The 24,995-nt window shown below is 61.0% G+C and carries 23 protein-coding genes; 13 read left to right on the top strand and 10 right to left on the bottom strand.

Annotation, left to right across the window (positions count from 1 at the left end):
• Positions 1-77: 77 nt before the first annotated feature.
• The 4 genes from GR702_RS11770 (at position 78) to GR702_RS11755 (ending at position 4,976) form a co-directional block, all read left to right on the top strand.
• On the top strand, positions 78-752 hold the full coding sequence (locus GR702_RS11770; protein WP_160986094.1) for a TolC family protein: 675 nt from the start codon (positions 78-80) through the stop codon (positions 750-752).
• A 50-nt stretch (positions 753-802) separates the two neighbouring features.
• A complete protein-coding gene (locus tag GR702_RS11765; protein ID WP_160986070.1) occupies positions 803-2,533 on the top strand; it encodes a type I secretion system permease/ATPase in 1,731 nt (576 codons plus the stop codon).
• A 6-nt stretch (positions 2,534-2,539) separates the two neighbouring features.
• On the top strand, positions 2,540-3,889 hold the full coding sequence (locus GR702_RS11760) for an HlyD family type I secretion periplasmic adaptor subunit (RefSeq protein ID WP_337192591.1): 1,350 nt from the start codon (positions 2,540-2,542) through the stop codon (positions 3,887-3,889).
• A gap of 283 nt (positions 3,890-4,172) precedes the next feature.
• A complete protein-coding gene (locus GR702_RS11755; RefSeq protein ID WP_237449678.1) occupies positions 4,173-4,976 on the top strand; it encodes a sugar transferase in 804 nt (267 codons plus the stop codon).
• 138 nt (positions 4,977-5,114) lie between these two features.
• Here GR702_RS11755 and glgX read toward each other — a convergent pair whose 3' ends face one another.
• The 7 genes from glgX to GR702_RS11720 all read right to left on the bottom strand — a co-directional run bounded on the left by glgX (position 5,115) and on the right by GR702_RS11720 (position 17,391).
• Positions 5,115-6,929 carry a glycogen debranching protein GlgX gene (gene glgX, locus GR702_RS11750; protein ID WP_160986069.1) on the bottom strand — a complete coding sequence of 605 codons (1,815 nt, stop codon included), beginning with the start codon at positions 6,927-6,929 and terminating at the stop codon, positions 5,115-5,117.
• A complete protein-coding gene (gene glgA / locus GR702_RS11745; protein ID WP_160986068.1) occupies positions 6,926-8,401 on the bottom strand; it encodes a glycogen synthase GlgA in 1,476 nt (491 codons plus the stop codon). The genes glgX and glgA overlap by 4 nt, the downstream gene beginning before the upstream one ends.
• A gap of 116 nt (positions 8,402-8,517) precedes the next feature.
• Positions 8,518-9,777 carry a glucose-1-phosphate adenylyltransferase gene (glgC, locus tag GR702_RS11740; protein ID WP_160986067.1) on the bottom strand — a complete coding sequence of 420 codons (1,260 nt, stop codon included), beginning with the start codon at positions 9,775-9,777 and terminating at the stop codon, positions 8,518-8,520.
• 49 nt (positions 9,778-9,826) lie between these two features.
• Positions 9,827-12,001: a 1,4-alpha-glucan branching protein GlgB gene (glgB, locus tag GR702_RS11735; RefSeq protein WP_160986066.1), complete on the bottom strand. Its 2,175-nt coding sequence runs from the start codon at positions 11,999-12,001 to the stop codon at positions 9,827-9,829.
• Positions 11,998-14,403, bottom strand: coding sequence for a glycogen/starch/alpha-glucan phosphorylase (locus GR702_RS11730; protein ID WP_419880297.1), 2,406 nt, complete (start codon positions 14,401-14,403; stop codon positions 11,998-12,000). The genes glgB and GR702_RS11730 overlap by 4 nt, the downstream gene beginning before the upstream one ends.
• 243 nt (positions 14,404-14,646) lie before the next feature.
• Positions 14,647-15,663, bottom strand: coding sequence for an acyltransferase family protein (locus GR702_RS11725; RefSeq protein WP_337192590.1), 1,017 nt, complete (start codon positions 15,661-15,663; stop codon positions 14,647-14,649).
• Positions 15,664-15,825: 162 nt separating this feature from the next.
• Entirely contained in the window at positions 15,826-17,391 is a 1,566-nt protein-coding gene (locus GR702_RS11720) for a carbon-nitrogen hydrolase family protein (protein WP_160986063.1), read from the bottom strand.
• Between the two features lie 144 nt (positions 17,392-17,535).
• On the opposite strand from GR702_RS11720, the gene GR702_RS11715 reads away from it, so the two are divergent.
• Positions 17,536-17,808 (top strand): hypothetical protein, encoded by a 273-nt coding sequence (locus tag GR702_RS11715; protein WP_160986062.1) that lies wholly within the window; start codon positions 17,536-17,538, stop codon positions 17,806-17,808.
• Between the two features lie 15 nt (positions 17,809-17,823).
• Here GR702_RS11715 and queF read toward each other — a convergent pair whose 3' ends face one another.
• Both queF and GR702_RS11705 read right to left on the bottom strand, forming a co-directional pair.
• A complete protein-coding gene (gene queF / locus GR702_RS11710; RefSeq protein WP_202408216.1) occupies positions 17,824-18,315 on the bottom strand; it encodes a preQ(1) synthase in 492 nt (163 codons plus the stop codon).
• A gap of 475 nt (positions 18,316-18,790) precedes the next feature.
• A complete protein-coding gene (locus tag GR702_RS11705) occupies positions 18,791-18,985 on the bottom strand; it encodes a hypothetical protein (RefSeq protein WP_160986061.1) in 195 nt (64 codons plus the stop codon).
• Here GR702_RS11705 and GR702_RS11700 point away from each other — a divergent pair.
• From GR702_RS11700 to GR702_RS11685, 4 genes are all read left to right on the top strand, one after another.
• Positions 18,975-19,733, top strand: a complete 759-nt coding sequence (locus tag GR702_RS11700; protein ID WP_160986060.1) for a hypothetical protein — start codon at positions 18,975-18,977, stop codon at positions 19,731-19,733. The genes GR702_RS11705 and GR702_RS11700 overlap by 11 nt on opposite strands.
• Before the next feature lie 72 nt (positions 19,734-19,805).
• Positions 19,806-21,002: a cystathionine beta-lyase gene (metC, locus tag GR702_RS11695; protein ID WP_160986089.1), complete on the top strand. Its 1,197-nt coding sequence runs from the start codon at positions 19,806-19,808 to the stop codon at positions 21,000-21,002.
• Entirely contained in the window at positions 20,999-22,009 is a 1,011-nt protein-coding gene (locus tag GR702_RS11690; RefSeq protein WP_237449677.1) for a mechanosensitive ion channel family protein, read from the top strand. Before metC ends, GR702_RS11690 begins: the two co-directional genes overlap by 4 nt.
• A 165-nt stretch (positions 22,010-22,174) precedes the next feature.
• A complete protein-coding gene (locus GR702_RS11685; protein ID WP_160986059.1) occupies positions 22,175-23,476 on the top strand; it encodes a tyrosine-type recombinase/integrase in 1,302 nt (433 codons plus the stop codon).
• Positions 23,477-23,806: 330 nt separating this feature from the next.
• Here GR702_RS11685 and GR702_RS11680 read toward each other — a convergent pair whose 3' ends face one another.
• Positions 23,807-24,010 carry a hypothetical protein gene (locus tag GR702_RS11680; protein ID WP_160986058.1) on the bottom strand — a complete coding sequence of 68 codons (204 nt, stop codon included), beginning with the start codon at positions 24,008-24,010 and terminating at the stop codon, positions 23,807-23,809.
• On the opposite strand from GR702_RS11680, the gene GR702_RS11675 reads away from it, so the two are divergent.
• From GR702_RS11675 to GR702_RS22765, 4 genes are all read left to right on the top strand, one after another.
• Positions 24,009-24,257 carry a hypothetical protein gene (locus tag GR702_RS11675; RefSeq protein WP_160986057.1) on the top strand — a complete coding sequence of 83 codons (249 nt, stop codon included), beginning with the start codon at positions 24,009-24,011 and terminating at the stop codon, positions 24,255-24,257. The two genes, GR702_RS11680 and GR702_RS11675, sit on opposite strands and share 2 nt — an antisense overlap.
• Positions 24,247-24,441 carry a hypothetical protein gene (locus GR702_RS11670; RefSeq protein WP_160986056.1) on the top strand — a complete coding sequence of 65 codons (195 nt, stop codon included), beginning with the start codon at positions 24,247-24,249 and terminating at the stop codon, positions 24,439-24,441. Before GR702_RS11675 ends, GR702_RS11670 begins: the two co-directional genes overlap by 11 nt.
• Positions 24,438-24,677: a hypothetical protein gene (locus tag GR702_RS11665; protein WP_160986055.1), complete on the top strand. Its 240-nt coding sequence runs from the start codon at positions 24,438-24,440 to the stop codon at positions 24,675-24,677. The genes GR702_RS11670 and GR702_RS11665 overlap by 4 nt, the downstream gene beginning before the upstream one ends.
• Positions 24,678-24,763: 86 nt before the next feature.
• Positions 24,764-24,994, top strand: coding sequence for an HNH endonuclease (locus GR702_RS22765; protein ID WP_160986088.1), 231 nt, complete (start codon positions 24,764-24,766; stop codon positions 24,992-24,994).
• The last annotated feature ends 1 nt before the right edge of the window (position 24,995 follow it).

Below are 24,995 nucleotides of genomic sequence, written 5' to 3'. Positions count from 1 at the left end.
GACCACGACACGATCAGATCCGCCTGCACATCACCATCACGTCGCATCGCCATCGTCGCTGACCGCCTTCTTTCCGTATCCAGGCTGAATCAGATCACACCGACTTCGTCAACGCGCTGTTAAGTAGGTCAGCACTGACGATCGAACGTGATGATCCAAAGGAGCTTTCCGCCCAGGTCCAGGTCGGACTCACGGTGCCGTTATATTCGGCTGGGCTGCTCTCCTCCCGGGTACGGGAAGCGAGGGAATTGGCTGATGCAGCCAGCCAGCGATTGGAGCAGACATCGCGAGACGTGCGTGAGGATATCGCAAGTTACTGGGACCAACTGGCGGCCACTCGTCGCGCACTGCCGGCTTATGCGCGCGCCGTCGCCTCTGCACAAAGCGCGCTCGATGGCGCCCGGGAGCAGCAACTTGCGGGCCAAGTAACCTCCCTCGATGTGCTGGATACGGCTCGCGATCTGCTGACTTCACGGCAGGCTAGGGCGCAGGCCCAGGCGCAGCTGTACGTACAGCATGCCTTGCTCCTGGGAGCCATGGGACAGCTGCGGATCGAGAGTTTCGCCGAGAGCCTGCCGCCCTTTGATCCCGATTCATACCGGCCAGCCCTTCCAGCGGGTCTCCCCGCCGGGCCGATTATCGAAGCGCTGGATGCAGTCGCCCTTCAAACCGGATTCCGCCCTTCCCCCGTTCAGTTGGAGAACGACGCAGAAGCTGGCCACGAAATGGCGCCTGAGCCGACGGAGCAATGAGGATGCGGAATGTGAAAAAGGTTCCTCCATCGGCTGCAGGACGTCACTGAATGGATCCGCTACGAGAAAACCTGCTTTCCGGCGTGCGTGGCATGCTGCAAGCCGTACTCCCCGTCCTCTGGCCGATCCTGATGTTCAGCGCCGTTTTCAATGTGCTGCTTCTTGCAGGCTCATTCTTCATGCTGCTGGTATACGACGATGTGCTGGCAAGCCGCAGCGGCGCAACCCTCGCGGGCTTGCTGCTCATGGTGACGGTCGCGTATGGGTTTCAGGGCGCCATCGACGTGATCCGCTCGCGTGTCCTGCTACATGCTGGCGCGAAGGCCGATCGACGCCTGTGCGACCGTCTTTATGATGTCATCAGTCGTTACGAGCAGGAGATCGGCCCTCTCCCTTCAGGCGCGGCGCCCGTGCGCGATCTTGATGTGATCCGAGGGTATATAACCGGGCCCGGTCCCTTGGCTCTTCTAGACCTCCCTTACGTTCTGATGTTCCTTCTGATCCTCACCCTGTTCCACTGGGCGCTGGGCTTGGCAACGCTCGGGGGTGTGCTTGTCATGGTTTCCTTGATGGTTCTGGGGGATCGACGGACTCGAACGCCCGCCCTGCAGGCGGCCGCGATTGCTGCAGCCCGCTTCAGCATGGCTGAGGACATCCGGCGTAATGGCGAGGTCCTGCGTGTCCTTGGGATGGGTGGGCGTCGCCGCGCGAGTTGGGACACTGTGAGCCTGAACCTGATCGCCGCACATGACGAATTGGCCGACGTCGCCGGCCGCACGCAAGTGCTGAGCAAGGCCTTCCGCCTGTTCCTCCAATCCTTCGTCCTCGCGGTAGGAGCATTTCTCGTGATCGAAGGTGATGCGACAGGAGGCGTCATCATCGCAGGCTCGATCCTGAGCGCGCGCGCCCTGATGCCCGTCGAGCAGACTATCGGCCAATGGAAACAGATGACCGAGGCCAGCCAGGCGTGGCGCCGGCTCAACGCCCTGCTTGATCGAGTCCCTTTGCGTGAGCCGCCCATGCCGCTTCCACGTCCGCACAACAGCCTTGAGGTTCAGGGAGTCGTCTGCGGCCCACCCGGACGCCAGAAAGTGACAGTCTCCAACATCTCCTTGAAGCTGGCTGCAGGAGAAGCGCTCGCCGTGATAGGCCACAGCGGATCGGGCAAGTCCACGCTGATGCGGGCGGTGACTGGCGCCTGGCCCTTGTTGCGGGGTGCCGTAAGGCTGGATGGAGCCTCGCTCGAGCAATGGGATCCTGTCCAGCTTGGCCGCGACATTGGCTACGTGCCCCAAACGATCGAGCTTTTCGATGGCACTGTCGCCGAGAACATATCCCGCTTCGAAAAGAACGCCGATCCTGAAGCCATCATCAGGGCCGCGCGCGCTGCGGCCGTGCATGACATGATCGTAGCTTTGCCGGGTGGGTACGAATACATGCTGGGAGGCTCCGGGGGAGGTGGGCTTTCCGCCGGACAGAAGCAGCGCATCGCCCTCGCACGGGCCCTTTACGGCGATCCTTTCCTGATCGTCCTGGACGAGCCGAACTCGAACCTGGATGCGGCGGGAGAGGACGCGCTGGTCGAAGCTGTGCGCGCAGCCAAGCAGCGGGGTGCAATCATCGTGATTGTCGGTCATCGCCCCACCGTGTTCGCGCACGTCGATCACGTGATGATCATGGCCAATGGAAACGTCGTGCAGATGGGAGAACGCGCCGAGGTGCTGAAACGCATCAACTTCAATCCCGCGCCTCAAACCATGCCTTCTCCTTCAAGCGAGTAAAGCGCCGTGTCCAATCCTGCCATCCAATATCGCGGTAAGCCCACCGACGCGTCTCCTCCCTCCTACCAGCCGGAACGAAGCCTGCGGAAGGAAGTGCGTACCGGCCTTATTCTTTGTGGCGCACTGGTCTTGGGCCTTGGCGGCTTGGCGGCTTTTTTGCCGATGACAGGTGCGGTCATCGGTCCCGGCGAGGTCACGGTTTCAAGTTACGTCAAGCAAATCGGGCATCCTTCAGGAGGGGTAGTGGCAGACATCATGGTGCGAGACGGCGACCATGTTGCGAAGGGCCAGGCGTTGATGCGCCTGGATTCGCGAGTCACAGGTGCGACTGCGGATTACACTGGTGAAAATGTTGATCAGCTGCTTGCCCGTGCAGCGCGGCTCGCCGCCGAACGAGATGGGGCCAGTGCCATTTCCTTCCCTGCCGAACTGACCGAACGCGCCGGAAATCCCGCGATTGCAGGGTTGCTTGAACAAGAACGTAAAACCTTTGCTTTGCGGCGGGACGCGCGTCGATCCATGATTGCCCAATTGGCACAGCGGATCAGCCAGACCCAGGCGGATGTTGCGAGTGCCCGAACGAAGGCGCGAAGTTACTCCGAACAGGCAGCCCTGATTACCGGCGAGCTCGACGCTACCCGGCGGCTCTACGAAAAACGCTACACCACGCTTGATCGCCTGAATGCCTTGGAACGATCGGCCTCGGGCCTAACCGCAGAGGCAACAAGTGCACAGGAAGGCGCAGTTTCAGGCGTTGCACGGATCGGCGAACTGCGCTTGCAGATGGGCTCGATCGAAGCTGAAGCGAGAAGTTCAGCGGCCAGCGAGTTGATGGACCTTCTTTCGCGCATCAGCGAGCTGCGGCGAGCACAAGTCGCCGCCGACGACAGCTACGATCGCTCGATCATTCGGGCGCCGCAAGCCGGTGTCGTTGACAAGCTCGCGTTTCGGACGGTTGGAGGCGTGATCCCCGCAGGACAGACGATCCTGGAGCTTGTTCCTGACGACGAGAACATGGTTGTCGAGGCTACGGTGTCACCGACTGACATCGATCAGGTGCGCGTGGGGCAGACAGCGGTCGTTCGCTTCAGCGCCTTTTCCGCGCGCACCACGCCTGAACTGATGGGAACCGTGAGGCACGTCTCGGCAGACCGCACCGAAGATCAGGCGAGTCAAAGCGCGTTCTACCGGGTCACGGTTTCGTTGGACAAGAACCAGATCGCCCGACTGGGCGAACTTCGTTTGCGGCCCGGAATGCCTGCTGAGACCTTCATCCAGACTGGTCGTCGTACAATGCTCAGCTACATACTGAAGCCGTTGTCCGATCAACTCGCCCGAGCTTTCCGGGAAGGGTGAGCACAGCGGAAGCATGTGGCTCCGCACTGCAAAACGTCCTTTCCAACGCACAACCATCGCCAGCACTTCATACCTGAACGAGGTGACTTCTCTTCAGATTTATGAGTGATACAAAATCTACAGACAGTTATAAGTACAAATCCGCAAGCGTGTTTATGTTCATCCAAATATATGTACAAACATTCATTTTCGATCAGTTAGTCATACCGCATTGCAGCAAGCCCTTATTGACCTGGCCTTAACTTCTATTACCATGCCGTCAACCATAAGGGGATGGTATCTCATGATCCGCAACTCGGTTGAAATCTGCTTGGATGGATCGACGGAAGCTGCACCGGCTCATCGCGGTGAGGCGATGCGTACCGGCCAAGTCGTGCCTTTCACGATGTATCAGAGCAGTTCCTGCACCGACTTCACAGAAGCCCGGCAGGATGGCGTTCCGCTGGATAGCGGCGAGATGGACGAGCTTCGTGTCGGGACCAGTCCCCGTGGGCGAGCTTTCGACATCTGCGTGGCATTGGCAGCCATCCTAGTTTTTCTGCCGTTCCTCATTCTCTCGGCTCTTGCGATCAAGCTTTCCGCGCCAGGCCCCGTCCTGTTCGTGCAGCACCGCGTGGGCCGAGACGGCAAGCTGTTCCCCTGCCTCAAGTTCCGCACGATGGTCGTCAATTCGCAAGAAGTTCTGGAATCTCTTCTCGATTCATCGGCTGATGCACGAATAGAGTGGGAGCGGGATCAAAAACTCCGAAATGATCCTCGCATCACGCCAATTGGCGCTATTCTACGCAAGAGCAGCCTGGATGAACTCCCGCAATTGTTCAACATCCTTGCAGGCCATATGAGTGTTGTAGGCCCCCGCCCCATAATCGAGGGGGAAATCTGTCGCTACGGCGGCCGGTTCGGCGCCTATTGTTCGGTACGTCCTGGGCTGACCGGACTTTGGCAGGTCAGCGGGCGTAACGAAGTGTCGTATGAGGCGCGGGTGCGTCTGGATGCTCTTTATGCCCGCCGCAAATCCACGCGCTACGATCTCTCCATCTGCCTGCGAACTGTTCCTGCCGTACTTGCCTCGCGTGGAGTGTACTGAAAGGCAGCACTTCGATCAGATACCTGCCGTCAGGCGCTTTTGAATGTCATCGAGCGGAGACATGAGCTTCGGGCGGTGTGTTATCGCCTCACCTGCAAAGCTAAATATCATTGCACTTTCAATCGGGCGCAGGCGTTTTTATTCATCACTACTATTGTCACATACTACGGAGCGACGGCTACGATCTATTATGAATGCGCGGCAATTGTCGCCCTCAAGCACTTCATAACGTATCCAGCTTTCGCCAGGCCGCTCCCAGTCTTCGATTGTCATCGGTGCGCCATCTCGGCGCAGCCACCTGATTTCCTTGGCGAGTTCCCGATAGCTTGTGATTTCCTTGGCGCGATCGGCAGAGAGGACGGCGACCTCTTCCTCAAGCGTCAGATCCCGCGCTGCCCAGTTGATCCAGCTGAGCGGGTTGTCCTGGCAGTATGCATTGTTGTTGCCCTTCTGAGTACGGCCAAACTCGTCGCCTGCCGTCAACATGATGGTGCCTGTGGAAGCAAACAGCGTCCTCAGAAGCGCACGCAGGTCCTCCGCCCGGCGGGCGATTACATCATCTACATCGCTGGCGCCCTCAACGCCGTTGTTCCAGCTAAGGTTCTCTGCATGGCCATCCCGGTTGTTCTCACCATTGGCTTCGTTGTGCCGTTGCTCGTACGACACGACGTCTGCCAGAGTGAATCCGTCATGAGCCGCAAGGAAATTGATTGATCGGCAGGGCTGCCCGGGAGGTGGATGCCCGAAAATGTCGGTCGATCCGGCAAGCCGAGAGGCCAAGTCGCCCAGCTTCCCATCCCCTCTCCAGAAACGGCGTACGTCATCGCGGAACCGATCATTCCATTCCAGCCAGTTTGGTGGAAACCTGCCTAGCTGATACCCACCCGGGCCTGTGTCCCAAGGCTCCGCAATAAAGATGCGATCCGCCAACAAGGGATCGATGGCGACTTCTTCGAAGAAGGGCGCCGCAGGATCGAAACCCGGAGCGCGAGCGAGCACGGGCGCAAGATCGAAACGAAAGCCGTCCACGCCACATTGCGCGACAAAGTGGCGAAGCGTTTCAAGAGCCAGCTTGCGAACAGCGGGGTTTGCGAAGTCCAGCGTGTTACCGCAGCCCGTGTCGTTGATCAGCTGTCCGTCCGCTGCCCGCGAGTATGCAGCATCGTCCAGCCCCCGCAGCGATAGAACGCCGCCCTGCATATCGCTTTCGCCAGAGTGGTTGAGAACGAGGTCGAGAATGACGCCGATACCCTCGGCATGAAGTGCGGCTACCGTATTGCGCAGCTCCGCCACGCCGCCGGGGCACAGGCCGGGGTCAAGCGCCATCATGGCGACCGGGTTGTACCCCCAGGCATTCACGAGTCCGAGCGGCGGCAAATGCCGCTCATCGATCCACGCCACTATCGGCATCAGCTCGACAGCGGTGACCGACAGCTTCTTGAAGTGCGCCAGGACGGCAGGGTGCGCCAAAGCCGCGATGGTGCCGCGCAGGTGCGCTGGCACTTCCGGGTGCAACATTGTGAAGCCGCGGACATTGAGTTCGTAAATCAGCCCGCCGTGCGCGAACCGCGGGGGCTTGAGAGACACAGGCTGCATCGCCTTCGGAACGATCGCACGCGGAACGATGTCGGCGGTATCATCGCCGAAAATCGTTAGTTTAGGATCCTGTAGGAAGCGCCGGTCAAGCTCCAGCGCATAGGGGTCGACCAGCAATTTGGCGGGATCGAACCATGCTCCTCGTTCCGGAGCCCATTCCCCGGCCGCACGATAGCCGTAGCACGTGCCGGAAAGCTCCCCCGAGACTTCCAACACCCAGTCCAGTCCGCGTCGCTCCATCGGAAAGCGCTTTTCCGCCGCTCCCTCGAACAGGCACAGCCAGACCATGTCGGCAAGCGGCGAGCGGACCGCAAAGTGCGTGGTGCCCGAGAGAACCCGTGCGCCAAGTGCATTCATGCGCTCAGTGCAGCGTACAATTCCGCGTATGCCTTGCCACTGGCTTTCCACGAAAAGTCGCACTTCATCGCGTTCTTCTGCATGCGCTGCCATACTTGCGGCTGCCGATAAAGCGCGACCGTGCGGCTCAATGCGGCAGCAAGTCCATCATAGTTCACGCCCGTGAACTGGATGCCCGTGGCGCAACCTGCCGCGAGAGCTGCCGGGTTGGCATCAATCACGGTATCCGCCAACCCACCCGTGCTTGCGACCACAGGAAGGCAGCCGTAGGCAAGGCCATAAAGCTGGGTCAAACCGCAAGGCTCGAAGCGCGAGGGGATGAGAATGGCATCGCCCCCGCCCTGCATTCGATGCGAAAGCGCCTCGTCATAGCCAACCCGTATGCCCACTCGCCCGGGATGTCGCGCAGCAGCATCGAACAGCGCGCGTTCAATCGCCGCGTCGCCTGAACCCAGCAGCGCCAACCTGCCACCAATCCCCACGAGATGATCGATCGCCTCGCACAGGACGTCCATGCCTTTCTGCCAAGTCAGCCGCGTCACCACGATGAACAGCGGGCCATCACCCTCGATGCTGGGGTCCAGCCCGAACTCAGCCTCCAAGGCTCGCTTGTTGAGGCGGCGGCGCTCAAGCGTGCGGTGGCCATATCGGGACGGAAGAGCGACGTCCGCTGCGGGATTCCATACCTCCGCATCAATGCCGTTGAGAATGCCGTGCACGGCGTCCCCGCGCTCCACGATAAGGCCCTCAAGCCCCATTCCAAACGCGGCGGATCGAATCTCGCGGGCGTAGGTCGGGCTGACGGTAGTTACGGCGTCGGCGCAGGAAAGCCCGGCCTTCAGCATTCCCACGCCCCCGTGGTACTCCACACCATCGAGCGCCCATGCCTCAGGAGGCAGACCCAGGCGTGGAAACACTTCCGGGCCGGACCAGCCCTGGAAGGCCATGTTGTGGATCGTGATGACGGAGGGCCGCCGTCCTTCCGCGCCATGCGGCGCAAAGCGCAAGTACGCAGGCGCGAGTGCCGCCTGCCAATCGTGGGCATGGACCACGTCGAACTGCTGTCTCTTTCCACGCTTCAAGATGGCGCCGCCCGCGATATCCGCGGCAGCCCTGCCAAGCGCGGCGAAGCGTTGCCAGTTGTCGCCCCAGTCGCGTCCGGCAGCATCGGTGTAAGGCGCACCTTCGCGCGCGTAGAGAGCCGGTGCGTCGAGGACGAACAGCGGATGCCCCTTGTCGTCCAGATCGCCTGCGAGCAGGCGGGCTGGCGTACCGACTAGCGAAGGCCAGCTATGCAGAACGCGTGGGCGCCGTAGGGTCGAAAGAACAGCCGGGTAGCCCGGCAACAGGGTCGTCACGTCGACGCCATGCGGAGAAAGCGCGGCCGGCATCGCTCCGACCACGTCGGCCAGGCCGCCCGTCTTAACAAGCGGAACGGCCTCTGAGGCGACAGACAGAACCTTGAGTGTCATGACCGGATCGAAATCATGGAGCGTTTCTTCTTGAGGTTCGAAGGACTGGTACAGGTCCGCTCAAGGGCATTGCACGCAAGGCATTTCGCACGCGAACACATCCCGCTTTCAGTCGATTACAGGTCCAACCGGTCGATCATCGGCTTCGTGATGAGGCAAACGCCATTCTCGGTTCGCCGGAAACGCTGCGCGTCGAGTTCCGGGTCATCACCTACCACAAGCCCTTCCGGAATACGGACGCCGGAATCGATGATCACGCGTTTCAGGCGGGCATGGCGCCCGATGTTGCAATGGGGAAGAACCACCGCCTCCTCCACACAGGAGAAGCTCCCCATCTTCACGCCCGTCATCAGCAACGAGCGCTTGGCGAGCGCGCCCGAGACGATGCAATCGTTCGAAATGAGTGACGAAATTGCATGGCCGCGGCGGCCATCTTCGTCATGGACGAACTTGGCAGGAGCAGCGACGACGGCATCGGACCAGATCGGCCACTCACGGTCGTACATATCCAGCTTCGGCACTGTATCGGTCAGATCGAGGTTGGCTTCGAAATATGCGTCGAGAGTACCGGCATCGCGCCAGTATTCCTCTATTTCTTCCGCAGCGCGGATGCAGCTGTCCGTGAAACGATGCGCCTGGGCATGGCCGTGCTTGACGATGTACGGGATAATGTCGCCGCCAAAGTCGCGCTTGCTGTCGGGGTCGGCCGCATCCCGGCGCAGTTGGTCGAACAGGAAGTCGGTGTTGAAGACGTAGATGCCCATGGACGCCAAGGCCATGTCTTCCTGGCCCGGTATGCCGGGCGGATCGGCAGGCTTCTCGACAAAGGCGGTGATGCGGTCTGAATTGTCGACATGCATGACGCCAAACGCCACTGCTTCCATGCGCGGTACGACAAGGCATCCCACCGTCACGTCGGCCCCGGAGTTGACGTGCTGCTGCAACATCAACTCGTAGTCCATTTTGTAGACGTGATCCCCCGCCAGGATGACCATGTACTTGGGATCGTGCACTTCGATGATGTCGATGTTCTGGTAGACGGCGTCGGCCGTGCCTTCATACCAGAGGAGTTCCGAAATACGCTGACTTGCCGGAAGAATGTCGAAGCTTTCGTTGCGCTCCGGCCGCATGAAGTTCCAGGCGCGTTGCATGTGCCGGATCAGACTATGCGCCTTGTACTGCGTGGCGACACCGATACGGCGGATGCCCGAGTTGATGGCGTTCGAAAGAGCGAAGTCGATGATGCGCGCCTTGCCCCCGAAGTAAACCGCAGGCTTGGCCCGATTATCGGTCAGCTCCTTGAGACGGCTGCCGCGCCCGCCGGCAAGGACGTATGCCATGGCTTCGCGCGCAAGCGGGCCTGACGGTGTTCTCATCGCTCACTCTCCATGGTCGCCATGCGACGGGTTATCGTTGTGCCGTTGCTCAGCCGGCATACTCGAGCATGATCGTGGCCATCGGGGGCAGTGTGACGCTTGCCCGGCCGCCATTTGCCTTCACCTGGCCCAGGTTGCCCTTGCCGGTTCCTCCGTAGTGAACGGAGTCGCTGTTAAGGACCTCGTTCCAGTTGCCGTCATGAGGGAGAGGCACGTCATAGCCGCTGTGCATCTTTGGAGTCATGTTGGCGATCACTGCGACCGGATTGGCGCCCGGCGCCTTTCGCAGCCACGCGAAGACAGAGTTCGCGGCATCATCCACGATCAGCCACTCGAACCCGCCTGCATCACAGTCTCCGGCGTGAAGGGCTTGTTTCGTGCGGTACAGGCGATTCAGATCCTTGACGAGGTTGCGCACGCCCTCGTGAGCCGGCGCGCCTCTTAGATCCCAATCGAGCGCACGATCCTCGCTCCATTCCCGGCGCTGAGCAAACTCCTGCCCCATGAAGAGCAGCTTCTTGCCCGGATATCCCCACATAAAGGCATAGTACGCGCGCAGGTTTGCGAACTTCTGCCAGTCATCACCGCTCATCTTGCCGAGCAGCGAGCCCTTGCCGTGCACCACCTCGTCGTGGCTGAGCGGAAGGACGTAGTTCTCGGAGAAAGCATACATCAGGCCGAACGTCAGATCGTCATGATGGTAACGCCGGTGCACGGGATCGCGCGCCATATAGCGCAGCGTGTCGTGCATGAAGCCCATGTTCCATTTGAAGCCGAAGCCGAGAGCGGTTTCCTTGCCCTTGCCGTCGCCCTCATAGGCCGGCTGGGTGACCCCCGGCCATGCCGTGGATTCCTCGGCGATGGTCATGAAGCCGGGATGCTGGGCATAAACGGCGCGGTTCGTTGCCCTCAGGAACTCCACGGCTTCCCAGTTTTCGCGGCCACCTTCCTTGTTGGGTATCCACTCCCCCGCTTTGCGCGAGTAGTCGCGATACAGCATTGAGGCCACGGCATCGACGCGCAGACCATCGACGTGATAGCGCTCCGCCCAGAACAGGGCGTTGTTGACGAGGAAACTCGATACCTCGCGGCGACCGAAGTTGTAGATCAGCGTGTTCCAGTCGGGCTGAAAACCGAGACGGGGATCCTCGTGCTCGTAAAGGGCGGTGCCGTCGAAACGCACGAGCCCATGATCGTCCTTCGGAAAGTGTGCCGGCACCCAGTCGAGCAGAACGCCGATACCGGCGCGATGGGCGCCATCGACGAAGCGGGCAAAGCCGGCCGGTTCACCGAAGCGGGAACTCGGCGCGAACAGGCCGGTCGTCTGGTAACCCCACGATGGATCGTAGGGATGCTCGCTGATGGGCATGAACTCGATGTGAGTAAAGCCCATCTCTACCACGTAGGGGATGAGCTGGTCGGCAAGGTCATCCCAGTTGAGGAACCAGTCCCAACGGTCGCGCTGCCAGGAACCGGCGTGCACCTCATAGATGGAGATCGGCGTCTTGCGCGCATCGACCGATGCCCAGTGCGACCGGTGCGCCTCATCCCCCCAGTCGAGCTTGGCCGGAAGCGCTGTCATCGACGCGGTCGCTGGGCGAATCTCCGACATGAAGGCGAAAGGATCAGCCTTCAGCGGCTGCACCGATCCATCGGCGCCGACGATGTGATACTTGTAGGCGCGATAATCGCCGATGTCCGGGATGAATATCTCCCACACACCAATGTCGATGCGGTTGCGCATGACGTGGCGGCGGGGGTCCCAATCGTTGAAGTCCCCAACCACGCTGACGACCTGGGCATTTGGAGCCCACACGGCAAAGTGAACGCCTTTCGCGCCCTCGTGCTCGATGATGTGGGCACCCAGCTTGTCGAACAGACGGAAGTGCGTACCTTCGGCGATCAGCAGATCGTCCACCGGTCCCAGGACCGGACCGAAGGTGTATGGGTCGGTGATCAGCCAGTCATGCTCCTGCGCGCTGCAGCGGTAGCGGATAGGCTGAGGCTTGATCCGTAGACGGCCCTCGAACAGGAAGCGTTCGTCGACCTTCTCGAGAGTACCGAGGCGCCGCCCGTCCAGGCTGAAGGCCTCGACGCATTCGGCGCCCGGCAGGATTGCACGAAGATATGTTCCGTCGGGCGCGGCATGTGCACCCAGCAGGGAGAACGGGTCGGAGTTTACCCCGTGAAGCAGCGTATCGATGGCACTTTCGGATGGCTTCACAGGACTTTCCAGATTTCCTTGGCGTACTCACCGATAGTCCGGTCCGAGGAGAACCACCCTACATTGGCAATGTTCCGTATCATGGAAGCCCGCCAACCGGCTTTATTCTCCCACCGGTCGTCGACCTCGCGCTGGGCGGCGGCATAGGCGTCGAAGTCCGCCGCGCACATGAACCAGTCGTTTTCGTAGATGCCGTTGATCAGGCTGTGATAGCGGTTGGGATCGTCGGGCGAAAACACGCCCGAAGCGATCGCGGAAAGCGCCTGTGAAAGCTCGCGGGATTGTTCGATCAGCTCACGCGGGTTGTACTCCCCCGCCCGCTTTGCCGCGACTTCCTCGGCTGTCAGACCGAAGATGACGATGTTATCGTCGCCCACGCGCTCCTTGATTTCCACGTTCGCACCATCAAGAGTACCGATGGTGAGCGCGCCGTTCAGCGCGAACTTCATGTTGCCGGTACCGGAGGCTTCCATTCCGGCCGTAGAGATCTGCTCCGAAAGATCGGCAGCGGGAATGATCCGTTCCGCATAGCTCACATTGTAGTTGGGAACATAGACCACCTTCAGCAGGCCACCGACCGAGGGATCCGAATTCACGCGTCGGGCAATGTCGTTCGCCAGTTTGATGATCAGCTTGGCGTTGTGATAGCTTGGCGCCGCCTTACCGCCGAAGATCTTTACGCGCGGCACCCAGTCGCGTTCGGGATGACTGCGGATCTGGTCGTACAGCGCGACAGTCTCGATCAGGTTGAGCAGTTGGCGCTTGTACTCGTGGATGCGCTTGATTTGCACGTCGAACAGTGCACCCGGATCCAGCCGAATGCCCATGGTGCGACGGATATGCTCGGCAAGAGCGACCTTGTTCGCCCGCTTGACCTCGTCGATGCGCTCGCCCAGCGCGGCATCCTCTGCCATCGCCTGGAGGTCTGAAAGCCGGGCTGCATCGTCCAGGAAGGCAGGCCCGATCGCGTCCTTTATGACCTCGGTGAGCCCCGGATTGCACTGCTGCAGCCATCGGCGAGGCGTGACGCCATTGGTCTTGTTATTGATGCGCGTGGGGTAAAGCGCATGGAGATCGGCGAAAACGGTCTCCTTCATCAGCTCGGTATGAAGCGCCGCCACGCCATTGACGGAATGAGCGCCCACAAAGGCGAGGTTCGCCATGCGCACCCGCCGTTCGCCGCTCTCGTCGATGAGGGAGATCGCGGCAATCTGCGCGTCGGTACAACCGGTCTTGCGCGCTTCACGCAGGACGCGACTGTTGATCGCATAGATGATCTGCATGTGCCGGGGGAGCAACCGCTCGAACAGCGGCAAGGGCCAGGTCTCGAGCGCTTCCGGCAGCAATGTATGGTTGGTGTAGGAGATGGTCTTCTTGCAGACTTCCCACGCCTCGCTGAATTCAAGCCCATGGACGTCCACAAGCTGGCGCATCAGCTCGGCGACAGCAACCGATGGGTGCGTATCGTTGAGCTGTATCGCGGCCTTTTCGTGCAAGGTCCGCACGTCTCCGGCGTACTGGACGTGCCGGCGAACGATGTCCTGAATGGAAGCGGCGGTGAAGAAGTACTCCTGTCGCAGCCGCAGTTCCTGCCCGGCCGCGCTGGAATCCGCTGGGTAGAGCACGCGCACAAGGCTTTCGGCCCGCATTTGCTCCGACAGCGCCCCCAGGTGGTCTCCCGCGTTGAACGCGTCCAGCTTGAGAGGGTCGACCGGATTGGCTGTCCACAGGCGCAACGTGTTTACGCGCTTCCCCTTCCATCCAACCACCGGCGTATCGACTGCGGTCGCTTCCACTTTCTCGGCCGGGTCCCACACCACGCCGTCCCCATGCGCGACAACTTCTCCTCCGAAGCCGATGAGGTAGGTGCTCTCCACCCGCTCGAACTCCCAGGGGTTGCCGTGAGCAAGCCAGGTTTCCGGTAGCTCGACCTGCCAGCCGTCCTCGATGCGCTGGCGGAACATGCCGTTCACATAGCGGATGCCGTAGCCGTAGGCCGGAATATCGAGAGTGGCGAGGCTCTCCATGAAGCAAGCCGCGAGCCGGCCCAAACCGCCGTTGCCGAGCGCCGCATCTGGCTCCATCTCCTCGAGCTCGGCAAGGTCAAGGCCGTGGGCGGCCAGGGCTTTTTCCATCTCGCGGGTCAAGCCCATGTTCGACAGGGCGTCGCGCAGCAAGCGCCCGATCAGGAACTCCATGGAAAGATAGTACACCCGCTTTCCGCCTGCATCGTATGTGCGGCGGGTGGATTTGAACCAGGCATCGATGATTTCGTCGCGCAGGGCATAGATCGCCGCGCGGTACCAGTCGTGCTGCTTCGCCGCGCGCTCGTCCTTGCCCACCCGATTGCGGAGGACGCGCATGATGTGCTGGTCCAGTTCGGAGGACGTGACGGGCTTGATACCGAGCTCGGATTCACTGGCCACGAGAGCACTCCTTGACTTGCTGCGACGAGCGCCGGAACGCGGCTGCCCCGAGACGCCAAGATCAACGTCGGAACGCCCGAGCGATGCCTTGCCTGTCCTGAGCGCCAATGGCTAGCACAGGCCCCGCTAGCGGCAAGAGCCATTGTGCAATGCGGCATGATTCTCGATTTGAGGCACGGCACGGACGATGACATCGAGTGCAACTGCCGCGCTGGACCTCTACCCGGCCGTATTCGGAGATGGCCGCAAAGTCCGTACGTCCATTCGAAATGGAAAGCCGCGGCCGATCACCCACTGGCTGGGTGGGACCAGTCTTTGGAGGAGCCAGGTCGCACCCAAGGCGCAAAGGAACGCGGCCGTGACGGTCGTGTAGCTGCCCTCGCCGCTCACACGATAGAAAACGGCAAGCCAGAAGATGTGAGAGAGGTATACCCCAAGCGTGCACGACGAAAGCGGCTGCACGTCGAGGTTGGCCGGAAGACGCCACCTGTGCCCCGCAATAGCTATCGCCGCTGCCAGCGTTCCCACCAGATAAGGGCCACTGACGCCCGGCACGATCCCGAAGGCAAGGCAGATCAACGCCGTTCCGACCAGCGTCGCAGCAAACGCCCGTGCGGTGAAGGAAAGCTGGCCCGCCAGACCGAGCGCCACTCCGATCAGGAGCCCCGGCGCGGCATGTATCCACTGGCCAAGTGGTGGGACGAGCCCTGCCCCGGCGCTCCGCCAAACAGGTGCACTCGCCAGAAGCAGGGCCGCGCCAAGCGCCGAAATCCAGAACAGCACAGGCACCGGAATACGCTTCGTAAGGAAATTTAGCAGCGCGATAGCAATGAAGACGGCAGGCAGAAACCACAGGTGCTCGCTTGTGCCGTAAAGCAAACCCGCGACGGGATTTTCGACCGGAAGCAGCGGCCTCCCCCATTTTAGGTTCAGCATGCCATAGAACAGTAGCCAGAACAGCCATGGCACGAGGTAAGCCACCGCAAGGCTCCTGACGCTCCGGGCCTTCTTGCGGTTTCCGGCCAGGCTCACGTACGGCGCAAGGATCAGGAACACGACCAAGCCCGCATACGTAACTTCCCTGAACGGCGCGCCTGCGTGGTAAGCCACGATCCCGTAGGCGGCGACGATGCGGAGGAGTTCGATGGCCTGATTGCGACGGGGCGGGACGCGATACGACGAAGGCTCATCGCGGCCCGGGCACGTGCCCCGTCTTACATGCGCACGGCTGTCCACCCACTGCTCCCGCTACCGCAAACGAGAAACTCAGCATGTGAGATGTCACCCGGGCGCGCCATTGTCGGAAATGGGAAGTGGATTATCCCGGGTCAGCCGTTGACCGTTGCCGGTACCCTTGAAACGTTCGTCCTGCTTACGCCCGCACCAGGTCTCGCCACATCAACCGCCGGTTTGTGTCCATTCCACGCGATAGAGGTCGAAGCGACGGTCCTTGAGGTTCTGCACGGCACCAGCCTGACGCGCCGTCAGCAGAGCGTCCAGGCTGAGATCGGCTATCGCTATCGTCTCGGTATTTGGCGCGGTGTCTGCCGCAACCCCGTCACGCGCGAATGGGAAGTCGCTGGGCGTCAGGATGGCGCTCTCGGCGTAATGGACATCCATGTTCTCCACGTTGGGGAGATTGCCGACGACCCCTGAGGTGACCACGTAACACTGGTTCTCCACCGCCCGCGCCTGTGCGCAATACCGCACGCGCAGGTACCCTCGCCTCTCGTCCGTGCAGAACGGCACGAACAGCATCAGTGCACCCTGGTTGACCAGATGCCGTGCAATTTCGGGGAACTCGCTGTCATAGCAGATCATCACGCCGATCGGACCGCAGTCAGTCGGGATGACATTGGCGCCGTAGCCGCCCCTGATGTTCCACCATCGCCGCTCCGAGGGCGTGGGGTGCAACTTCTGCGTCTCGTGGACCGATCCATCGCGAAGAAAGGTATAAGCGATGTTGCGAATCTCGCTCTTGCCTTGCCCCAGCCTCACGCGGGTCGGGTGCGAGCCACCGATGATGTTGATGTTGTAGCTCACCGCCATTCGCTGCATGAACTCGACGAACCGTTCCGTGTAGGTAGCCACCTTCTCGATAGCTTCGACCGGATCGAGCTTGGTCTCCTCGATGGAGAGAAGCTCCAGAGTGAAAAGTTCAGGAAACGCCACGAAGTCGCTCTCGTAATCGGCGGCCACGTCTATCCAGTACTCGACCTGATGCTCGAACTGGTCGATCGTCTCGATCTTGCGCATCTGGAACTGGACGGTCGCAACCCGCACGCTCGAGGGCACGCGCTCCTTGAGGCCCGGAACGGCCTTGCCAGTGTCGAGCGGAGCGAGAGGATTGGTCCAGTACATCAAGACCGCGTTGCCTCCGCTCTCGCGGTCGGTGGGGATATAGTCGGGCAGGATTCCCCGGGGCTCGTAGCCCTCGTTCATCTGGAAATTTATGACCTGGTCACGAAGCTTCTTGTCCTTCACGGCCTGAACATAGTCGGCCGGATCGGGGTACTGCCGCTTGCGACGCATGTAGCCCGGCATTCGCCCTGCGAAGGCGATGCCCTTCAACTCGAAGTACTGGCACACCTCCCGGCGCTTGCGATACAGGCGCTGGCCGATGCGGAGCCGGCGATAGTCGGGATCGACGCATACCTCGAAGCCGTAGAGCACATCCCCTTCCGGCGCAGGAGGGCGACCGTAGCCGCCGTTGCTGATCTCTTCCCAGGTATGCGGCTTGAAGGCGAGTTCCGAGGTGACGATCATCGTGGCGCAGTGACCAACGACCTTGCCCTCGTATTCGGCCACGAACTGGCCTTCCGGAAAGTTGATGACCTGTCCGCGGATTTCCGCGCGGGTGAACGCGTCTGCCTTGCCATAGACCTTGACGGAAAGACGGGCGATCGCGTGGGCATCCGCCACACTGGCCTGACGGATGACGAGCTTTGCTTTGGTCTGGTCCATGAGTGCGCATACTACGCCCGGGCGGCGGCATGGTTCCCGGCACGAAGGCGACCGTCACGATATTGATCGGATTCGGCTTTTTCAGTGCCGACCGGGATACATGTAGTGGGCCAGCCGTTCTCTTTGCATGGAAGGAGACACACTATGAGCGCTACTCTCTTCGCCCTTGCACTGTTCGCCTGTTCGGACGACGGCAAGGCTTGCGAGCGGCTCGCTACTCCGGTCCAGACCTATGAAACCAAGTCGCTCTGCAATGCCCGGCTGGACGATGCGCTAAACACCGATGCAGCGCGCCGTGCCGAGGCTCCGACGGTGTACGCCCAGTGCCTCAGCAATCGGCAGATGGCGTCGATCGGCACCGGCGTGATCGACCTGACGCGCGTCAACGGCGCGCGCTTTGCCGATGCGGCCTATTGACCGATAGCGCTGGGGTCAGCCGCGTCCCCGGTAGCTTTGCACGCCCTGATCCGGCACCCAAAGGCCTTCCGGCGGAGTATCAGACTGCCAGAACACGTCGATCGGAATGCCGCCTCTGGGATACCAATATCCTCCGATGCGCAGCCACCTCGGCTTCATTTCATCGAAAAGGCGCTGCCCGATCCCGACCGTCACGTCTTCGTGGAAACCGCAGTGATTGCGGAAGGAGCCGAGGAAAAGCTTCAGGCTCTTTGATTCGACGATCGACTCGTCTGGCGCGTAATCCAGAACCAGGTGCGCGAAATCGGGCTGTCCCGTCACCGGGCAAAGCGACGTGAACTCAGGCGCTGCAAAACGCACGAGATAGAGGCTGCCTGCGCGCGGATTCGGCACATAGTCCAGCACAGCCGCTTCGGGAGATTCGGGCAGCTTGCTTGCCTGCCCCAGATGCAACGGCATTTGCGCCGCATCGCTTTCGGAAGATGGTCCACTCATGGCATCAGCCATGCCGCCAAGCCCGCAGCATGACAAGGCATCTCTCGTGCTATCGGCCGGGACAATGAACAGTCTGTCGTGTAGAGACGCTGCATTAACGCTCGGTTCACGGGCGCTCGGGCGACGATGGCAGGGTCATGAGGGGCAACATCTACACTTCGCGCGCAAGGCATGCGGCCGCCGCACTGCCTATTGTTCTTACCGGCATGCTGGCCGGTGCCCAGGTGGCTTCGGCACAGTCGGCTGAAAACTGGAGCCTGCCGGAACCCACCAGTTCTCCAAGTACACCCACGGTGCAGGGGCCGATCGACGGGGAAAACCCGGTTGTGCGTCCCCGATCGGTGCCAAGTGCGGTACCCACACCCACCCTGAACGTGCCGCCGCCCGCGCCCACAACGCCCCTCCCGCGCCCGTCGCCGACGGCAAGGGATGCGCCAGCCCCGCAGCCAGCGCCCCCCACCTCACCTGCCACGCAGCCGTCCTCTACTCAGACGGCCGCGCAACCCGAGCCCGTGACGACGACTGCTCCGTCTGCAGTTCCTGCACCTGAGCCGATTGCCGCGGAGCCGACGGGATCGCCAACCTTTGCAGGCACGCCTGCCGTTCCCTCGGAAGCCGCGTCCCCGGCGGTATCCTCTCCCATTCCAGCGTGGTGGTGGGCCGTTCCTCTGATGCTGCTCATCGGCCTCAGCGTCTTCCTGACGCTACGCAGGCGAAAGTCGGAGGCCGTGGCTCCTCGCAGCTCAAGCACCGATGATGGACCGGAACGGACCGCCGAAGATGTACAGAACACGCGCGTGCTCTCCAAGGCTCCCCAGCCCTCGCCTGCCGCTCCACTGCCTTTCGCGGCTGACCGGCGCCCGCCGTCGCGCGTCGAACCGCGCGCCAACATACCCGTGGCGCAAGAGCCCGGTGGCCTTGCCGCGCTTACACTCGAGCCTGCATGGCTTCGCCTTTCGCTCGTCTATGCCACGCTGCAGTTCCGAATCTCCATCGCGCCGGAGCACGACTTTGCCGGAGGACGCCTCCTCGGCGACATGATCGGCGCTCATGCGTCGATCTCGCCGGATCAACAGCTGGCACCTGCTATCGAGGCCTTGGCGCTGCTGAAAACCGTGCCTGCCGCACCCGCCGGCGAGACAGTCGAACTGACGGGCCAGATCCAGTTGCCCCTCAACGCCATCCCGCCGTTGCAACAGGCAAATGCCACGTTCTTCGTCCCACTGGTGCGGATCGCAATCGTCGACGCGAGCGGGGCACCGCTGCTTCGCCGCGTGTTCACGGTAGGACAGGACAGCGGCGCTGCCGCACTTGCACCCATTCGCACCGACCTTGGTCCCCGTGAAATGCGCGAACTTGCAGCGCGCGAGGTCGAAGCCGCGCGCTCCTATCCCCTCCTCGCCACCGATCTCCAGCGGGCCGCCGGATGACTTGCCGCCTCGTTGAAAACTACTAGTTTGTCCGTCCAAAACCTGGAGATTGAGTTGGACAGCAGCAAGGACATGGACGATGTGGCGGCAGCGACGCGGATCGTGAATGCCGGGCGACGCGCCGCCTGGACCGGAGCGGTGGTCAATCCGCCGGTCTGGCGTGCCAGTACGCACCTGTACCAGGACACGGCCGCACTATTCGAAGGCCGCCGCACGAATGAGGAAGGCCGCTTCTTCTACGGAAGGCGCGGAGCTCCTACTCAATGGGCCCTCGCAGATGCGCTGACCTCGCTCGAACCGGGCGCTGCGGGCACGGTCCTGTACCCGTCAGGCGTGGCGGCGATCGCTGGCGTCATGCTCACGCTTCTTCGTCCAGGTGACGTTCTGCTCGTTGCCGACAATGCTTACGACCCGACTCGTTCGATGGGCACCGGTCTTCTGTCGGACCTGGGGGTCGAAACCCGCTTCTACGATCCGCTCGATCCGAAGGCCTACGCAGCCCTCTTCTGCGAACGCACGCGGGCTGTGCTGCTTGAGGCACCGGGAAGCCTCTCCATGGAAGTCTGCGACGTCCCGCTTCTCGCCAGTATCGCGCGGGAAAAGGGTGCCACCTCGGTGCTGGACAACACCTGGGCAGGCCCGCTTGGCTTCCAGGGGCTGGAGCGCGGCGTCGATGTGGTGGTGATGGCGCTCACGAAACATGTGGGCGGACATTCCGACCTCATGATGGGCAGCGCCAGCGCGGGTCCCCAGCTCTACGCGCAGCTACGCGAACGCGCGCAGCAGCTGGGCAACATCGTGTCACCGGACGATGCCGCTCTCGCGCTTCGCGGGTTGCGCACGCTCCATCTGCGGCTGAAGCAGGAAACCGAAAGTGCGCTGACGATCGCGGGGCATCTGGCGGAACGGCCGGAAATCGCGCAGGTGCTTTGCCCGATGCTTCCCGGCGCGCCCGGACATGAACTGTGGCAGCGCGACTTCACGGGTGGCTGCGGATTGTTCAGCTTCGTCTTCAGGGGAAGCAGCGCCGCGGCGCGCAACCGCTTCGTCGATGCCCTGCGGCTGTTCGGGATCGGCTATTCCTGGGGCGGGTTCGAAAGCCTCGTGGTTCCGGTCGAACCCTCGGGATACCGCAGCGTCATGTCATGGCCGCCGGGCGGCGCAGACGGCGACGATCGTTACGGCGTTCGATTGTCAATTGGGCTGGAAGATCCGGCCGATCTCATCGCCGATCTCGAGCAGGCGCTCGACGCCTGGCGCGAAGCTTGAACACTCCGGCCGCCACTCCGACACCTACAGCTACTGCCACGGCGGTGGTGATCGAAGAACCACAGATTTCCGGTGCCGATGGCATCAAGGAAGCCGTCTCGTCACGCAGTGATACGGTCGGGGACGTCGTCGACACGCTCGACAGGCTGGCATTGCAGGTAGGCTCGGCGCGCCTGTCGCTTTGGGATTTCGTAGTCGTCGTATCGGTGCTTGCACTGGTCGTCACGCTTGCCTGGAGCGCCAGCCGACTCTCAAGCCGCCTGCTCGCGCGAGCGAAGAGGCTCGACCTCACTCAGCGCCTGCTGATCGAGAAGATGGTCAGTCTTCTGATCTGGACGGTCGCTTTCCTCGTCGGCGTGGACGTGCTGGGGATCGACCTGACCGCCCTTACGGTATTCTCGGGTGCGTTCGGCCTCGCGATCGGCTTTGGCCTGCAGAAGACCTTCGGCAACCTCATCGCGGGAATAATCCTGCTGATGGACAAGTCCATCAAGCCGGGCGACGTCATCGCCATCGCCGACCAGAGCGGACAGTACACTTTCGGGCAGATCCGCCGCATCGGGATCCGTGCCGTCTCGCTTACCACGCGCGACCAGAAAGAATATCTCATCCCGAACGAAAACCTGATGGTCAATCAGGTGGAGAACTGGTCCTATTCCTCGAAGAACGTGCGTATCCAAGTTCCGGTATCGGTTCCCTATGCGACCGATCTTGAGGAGGCCGAAGGCTTAATGCTCGAGGCCGCGCGCTCGGTGAAGCGTGTTCTCGCGGCACCTCCACCGACCGTCTGGCTCGACAGCTTCACCGAAAACGGCTTCGCTTTCGTCATCCACGTCTGGATCACCGACCCTGAGGAAGGCACAGGAAATGTGCGTTCTGAGGTACTTAAAGGTCTTTGGAAGCTAATGCGAGCGAATGGGATCAAGGTGCCCTTCCCCCAGCGCGATTTGAACCTTCGCGACACCGAAGCTTTGCGCGACTTGATAGAAGCGTTGCGGAGCCAGTAGCAATCAGCGCCCGCCTGATAGCTAAGATACAAACTGACACGGGAGACCCGATTTGGCCTTGCGTGTATCCTAGTTCGGTTTTAGCAAGCTCTGGCACACGGCTAGGATACAACTAGGATACTTCCTTCTAGGATACATCCGGCCCTTTTGACCGGAGGTATACCCATGGCGAAAGCCAAAACCATGTTGACGCCTGCCGAGGTGAAGGCAGCCGACGCCGCCCGGATGCCTGCCCGGTTTGCCGACGGCACTCCGGGGCTGGCCTTCGTTGTCGGCAAGCGTGGTGGCGTCTGGCAATGGCAAGGTCGAGTAAGAGGCGAACCCCGCAAGATCACAGGGGGGCGCTATGACTCCGGGCGTGGGATGTCGTTGAAACAAGCTCGTGAGTGGGCAAACGAGATCAATGCTAAGAATGCCCAAGGCGTTAACGTATATGCGGAGTTCGGCAACGGCGCTCCGGACGAGCCTACCGGACCGACTGCAAAGCCCAGCCGAAAGGTGATGACCTGTCAGGAAGCATGGGACATCTATGTCCACGAGGCGGAGGCAACTGAGGAAAACGCTGAGCGAACGCTGATAGACAAGCGCCAGACGTGGAACCGCCTGTTTGCGTCTGCCATCGGCGAAAAGCTTCTTACAGATATTACCTACCTCGAACTCGCGGATATCGTAGACCCCATCAAGTCGGCGGGCAAACGCGCAGCTTTCAACAACGCCGTCCGGTATGTGAAGCGGTTCTTCACTTGGGCCGAGGAGTCTGAGGCTAGAACGGGTCTCTCCGATTCCCCGGCTAGACGCCTCAAGACCGACAAACAGAACGAGGCTGACCGAACCTTGTCTGAGGTCGAGGTCAGATGGTTCTGGGATGCAGTCGGCGAACTTGACGCCACTGCACGTGCGTATTTCCTCGTTCTTCTCCTCACCGGCCAGCGCCGCGATGAGGTATTAGAACTTGTGCGCGAGGAATTAGACATGACCCGATCTTTGATGGATTTGTCCGAAAGGCGCATGAAGTCCAAACGGGCACATATTACGCCATTTGGCGATAAGGCGCGAAGTCTGATTGAAGGTCGCCTTGGCGCGCACAAATTCGATTTCGTTTTCCCGTCGCAGCGCTCATATCTCAAGCAAGCCCCATATTCCGATTATGAGTTAGGCAGAGCGTTGAATTTCTTGAACGCTATGATGGAGCGAAAGGCAGAGACATCTGGGAAGACCTATGAACGATGGACACCACACGATCTCCGTCGTACCTTCTCCACCCTTGCGAATGCCATCCTCGACGATGAGGAGGACACCGTGCTCGACGAGAACCATATCGAACGTGTCATGGCGCACAAGGTCGGCGGTAAGGTTGCGAACGTCTACAACAAGCACCAGTACCTCAAGGAGAAGCGAAAGGTGCTTAAAGTGTGGGAGGACGAAGTTCGCCGGATAGTCGGCGGCGAGGCCTTCGACCGCTACTGACAGGCAATGCCATCGTGCAAGTCAGACTTCGTCAGATTTGCACGATGGCCAATATTTAGTTGTGAACCGCCTTCATCAAAGGCTCTCCGCGCGGGCATGTGCCCGCGTTAGAAATCTCGACGATAGCCCCTTCCGGGATTGACCGCTGGAAAGCCCCTGAACAGGCTCCTGCAAAACTGTCCTCCCAGTTTCCGTACACATTGCCATTCTGCCGCCTTACAGTCCGCGTTTTAGCGAAATGCGTATACAAGAACTGTTGCACTTCCCCAACGGGTCCGTCGAATTCGGGGATACTTTGAACATCTATATTAAGATCAGCAACATTTTCTGTCATGGGCTTCCTCCTAATAACGCCACCCGCTGCACGATTATCATGAAAATATAGCGATCAATATTGGGATTTTTACTCGGAAAGACCAATAGCCGGAGCATTTCTCCAGCTTGATCATTCGCGATACGAGTGATGACGCAAGCCCAGTCTAGGATTGCTACCGCCGAGCCGTGATCGACTATCCATTCGATAAATAGGTCCATGAGCACCTATTCCCACCTCTATGACGACGACGGCACGATCAACATGGGCACAAAGCTGTGGTTCCTCGACGTCGTCGATGGCCGCATCGCTCTCCCGCCCGAGCAGACCGACGATTTCCTCTTTCTTCTGGAGGAGCGCGGTCACGGTCGCTTTTGGGATTCGGCGACCGAAGCGTACATCATCGAGTTCCAGCGCGTTCAAGGCCTCTTCCACTACATGCTTGAGGAGATGGCCGATGACGAATGACGTCCTCAAGGCGCTCGCTATCGGCAACGTGCTGGTGCTGACTGGCACGTCAGCCATCAGTCTGATGGACCTCACCCCTCTCCCGCTGGACTGTGCCCTCGGCATCGTGGCCGCTTCGACCTTCGGTGTCGCAGGCTGGCTCGCACTATTTACCATTTCAAACATCAGGACCCAAAATTCATGAACCCTCTCGACCGCGACGACGTCGCTCTCCTCCTTTCAAAGGATATCGCCACATGGGGCAACGTCACCTCCCATAAGGTTCTGGAGCGCTGCCTCCGCGCGCTGGCGGACAAGATCATCGACTATGCCCATCTGCACTACAGCGCTGGCCAGACCACGATGGCAGACGTCAAGCGGTGGATTGAAGAGAGCGCACCGACTTCATCGGTCCTCCCCGGTTTGCCCGGATCACAGTGAGGCGCGACGACCGCAGCGATGAGGCTCACGCTTACCGTCGCCTCTATAACAATCGAGCGTGGCGGGATCGCCGCGCCGCCCTGCTGATGGCCGAACCACTCTGCCGGTACTGCGCGCGGCTCGGCAGGGTTGAGGCTGCCACGGTGGCCGATCATATCGTACCCCACCGTGGCGACCTCGACTTATTTGCAGGAGAGTTGCAGCCGCTGTGCGCGTCCTGCCATAGCAGGGTGAAGCAGGTTGAGGAGATCGGCGGGTACAGCGGTGCAGTGGACCTTGATGGCTACCCTATTGATCCACGGCACCCGAACGCCTAAC

The organism is Novosphingobium silvae, assembly GCF_009856825.1.
In the GTDB taxonomy this organism is placed as follows: Bacteria; Pseudomonadota; Alphaproteobacteria; order Sphingomonadales; family Sphingomonadaceae; genus Novosphingobium; species Novosphingobium silvae.
This window is presented reverse-complemented; position numbering and strand designations above follow the sequence as displayed.

What these genes read in the sequence shown, in the direction of transcription:
- GR702_RS11765 (WP_160986070.1), top strand. Translation starts at nt 803, where the DNA reads ATGGATCCGCTACGAGAAAACCTGCTTTCCGGCGTGCGTGGCATGCTG.
- GR702_RS11755 (WP_237449678.1), top strand. Translation starts at nt 4,173, where the DNA reads ATGATCCGCAACTCGGTTGAAATCTGCTTGGATGGATCGACGGAAGCT.
- glgX (WP_160986069.1), bottom strand. Translation starts at nt 6,929, where the DNA reads ATGAATGCACTTGGCGCACGGGTTCTCTCGGGCACCACGCACTTTGCG.
- glgA (WP_160986068.1), bottom strand. Translation starts at nt 8,401, where the DNA reads ATGACACTCAAGGTTCTGTCTGTCGCCTCAGAGGCCGTTCCGCTTGTT.
- glgC (WP_160986067.1), bottom strand. Translation starts at nt 9,777, where the DNA reads ATGAGAACACCGTCAGGCCCGCTTGCGCGCGAAGCCATGGCATACGTC.
- GR702_RS11720 (WP_160986063.1), bottom strand. Translation starts at nt 17,391, where the DNA reads ATGGACCAGACCAAAGCAAAGCTCGTCATCCGTCAGGCCAGTGTGGCG.
- GR702_RS11715 (WP_160986062.1), top strand. Translation starts at nt 17,536, where the DNA reads ATGAGCGCTACTCTCTTCGCCCTTGCACTGTTCGCCTGTTCGGACGAC.
- queF (WP_202408216.1), bottom strand. Translation starts at nt 18,315, where the DNA reads ATGGCTGATGCCATGAGTGGACCATCTTCCGAAAGCGATGCGGCGCAA.
- GR702_RS11700 (WP_160986060.1), top strand. Translation starts at nt 18,975, where the DNA reads ATGCTGCTCATCGGCCTCAGCGTCTTCCTGACGCTACGCAGGCGAAAG.
- GR702_RS11705 (WP_160986061.1), bottom strand. Translation starts at nt 18,985, where the DNA reads ATGAGCAGCATCAGAGGAACGGCCCACCACCACGCTGGAATGGGAGAG.
- metC (WP_160986089.1), top strand. Translation starts at nt 19,806, where the DNA reads ATGGACGATGTGGCGGCAGCGACGCGGATCGTGAATGCCGGGCGACGC.
- GR702_RS11685 (WP_160986059.1), top strand. Translation starts at nt 22,175, where the DNA reads ATGGCGAAAGCCAAAACCATGTTGACGCCTGCCGAGGTGAAGGCAGCC.
- GR702_RS11675 (WP_160986057.1), top strand. Translation starts at nt 24,009, where the DNA reads ATGAGCACCTATTCCCACCTCTATGACGACGACGGCACGATCAACATG.
- GR702_RS11680 (WP_160986058.1), bottom strand. Translation starts at nt 24,010, where the DNA reads ATGGACCTATTTATCGAATGGATAGTCGATCACGGCTCGGCGGTAGCA.
- GR702_RS11670 (WP_160986056.1), top strand. Translation starts at nt 24,247, where the DNA reads ATGACGAATGACGTCCTCAAGGCGCTCGCTATCGGCAACGTGCTGGTG.
- GR702_RS11665 (WP_160986055.1), top strand. Translation starts at nt 24,438, where the DNA reads ATGAACCCTCTCGACCGCGACGACGTCGCTCTCCTCCTTTCAAAGGAT.
- GR702_RS22765 (WP_160986088.1), top strand. Translation starts at nt 24,764, where the DNA reads ATGGCCGAACCACTCTGCCGGTACTGCGCGCGGCTCGGCAGGGTTGAG.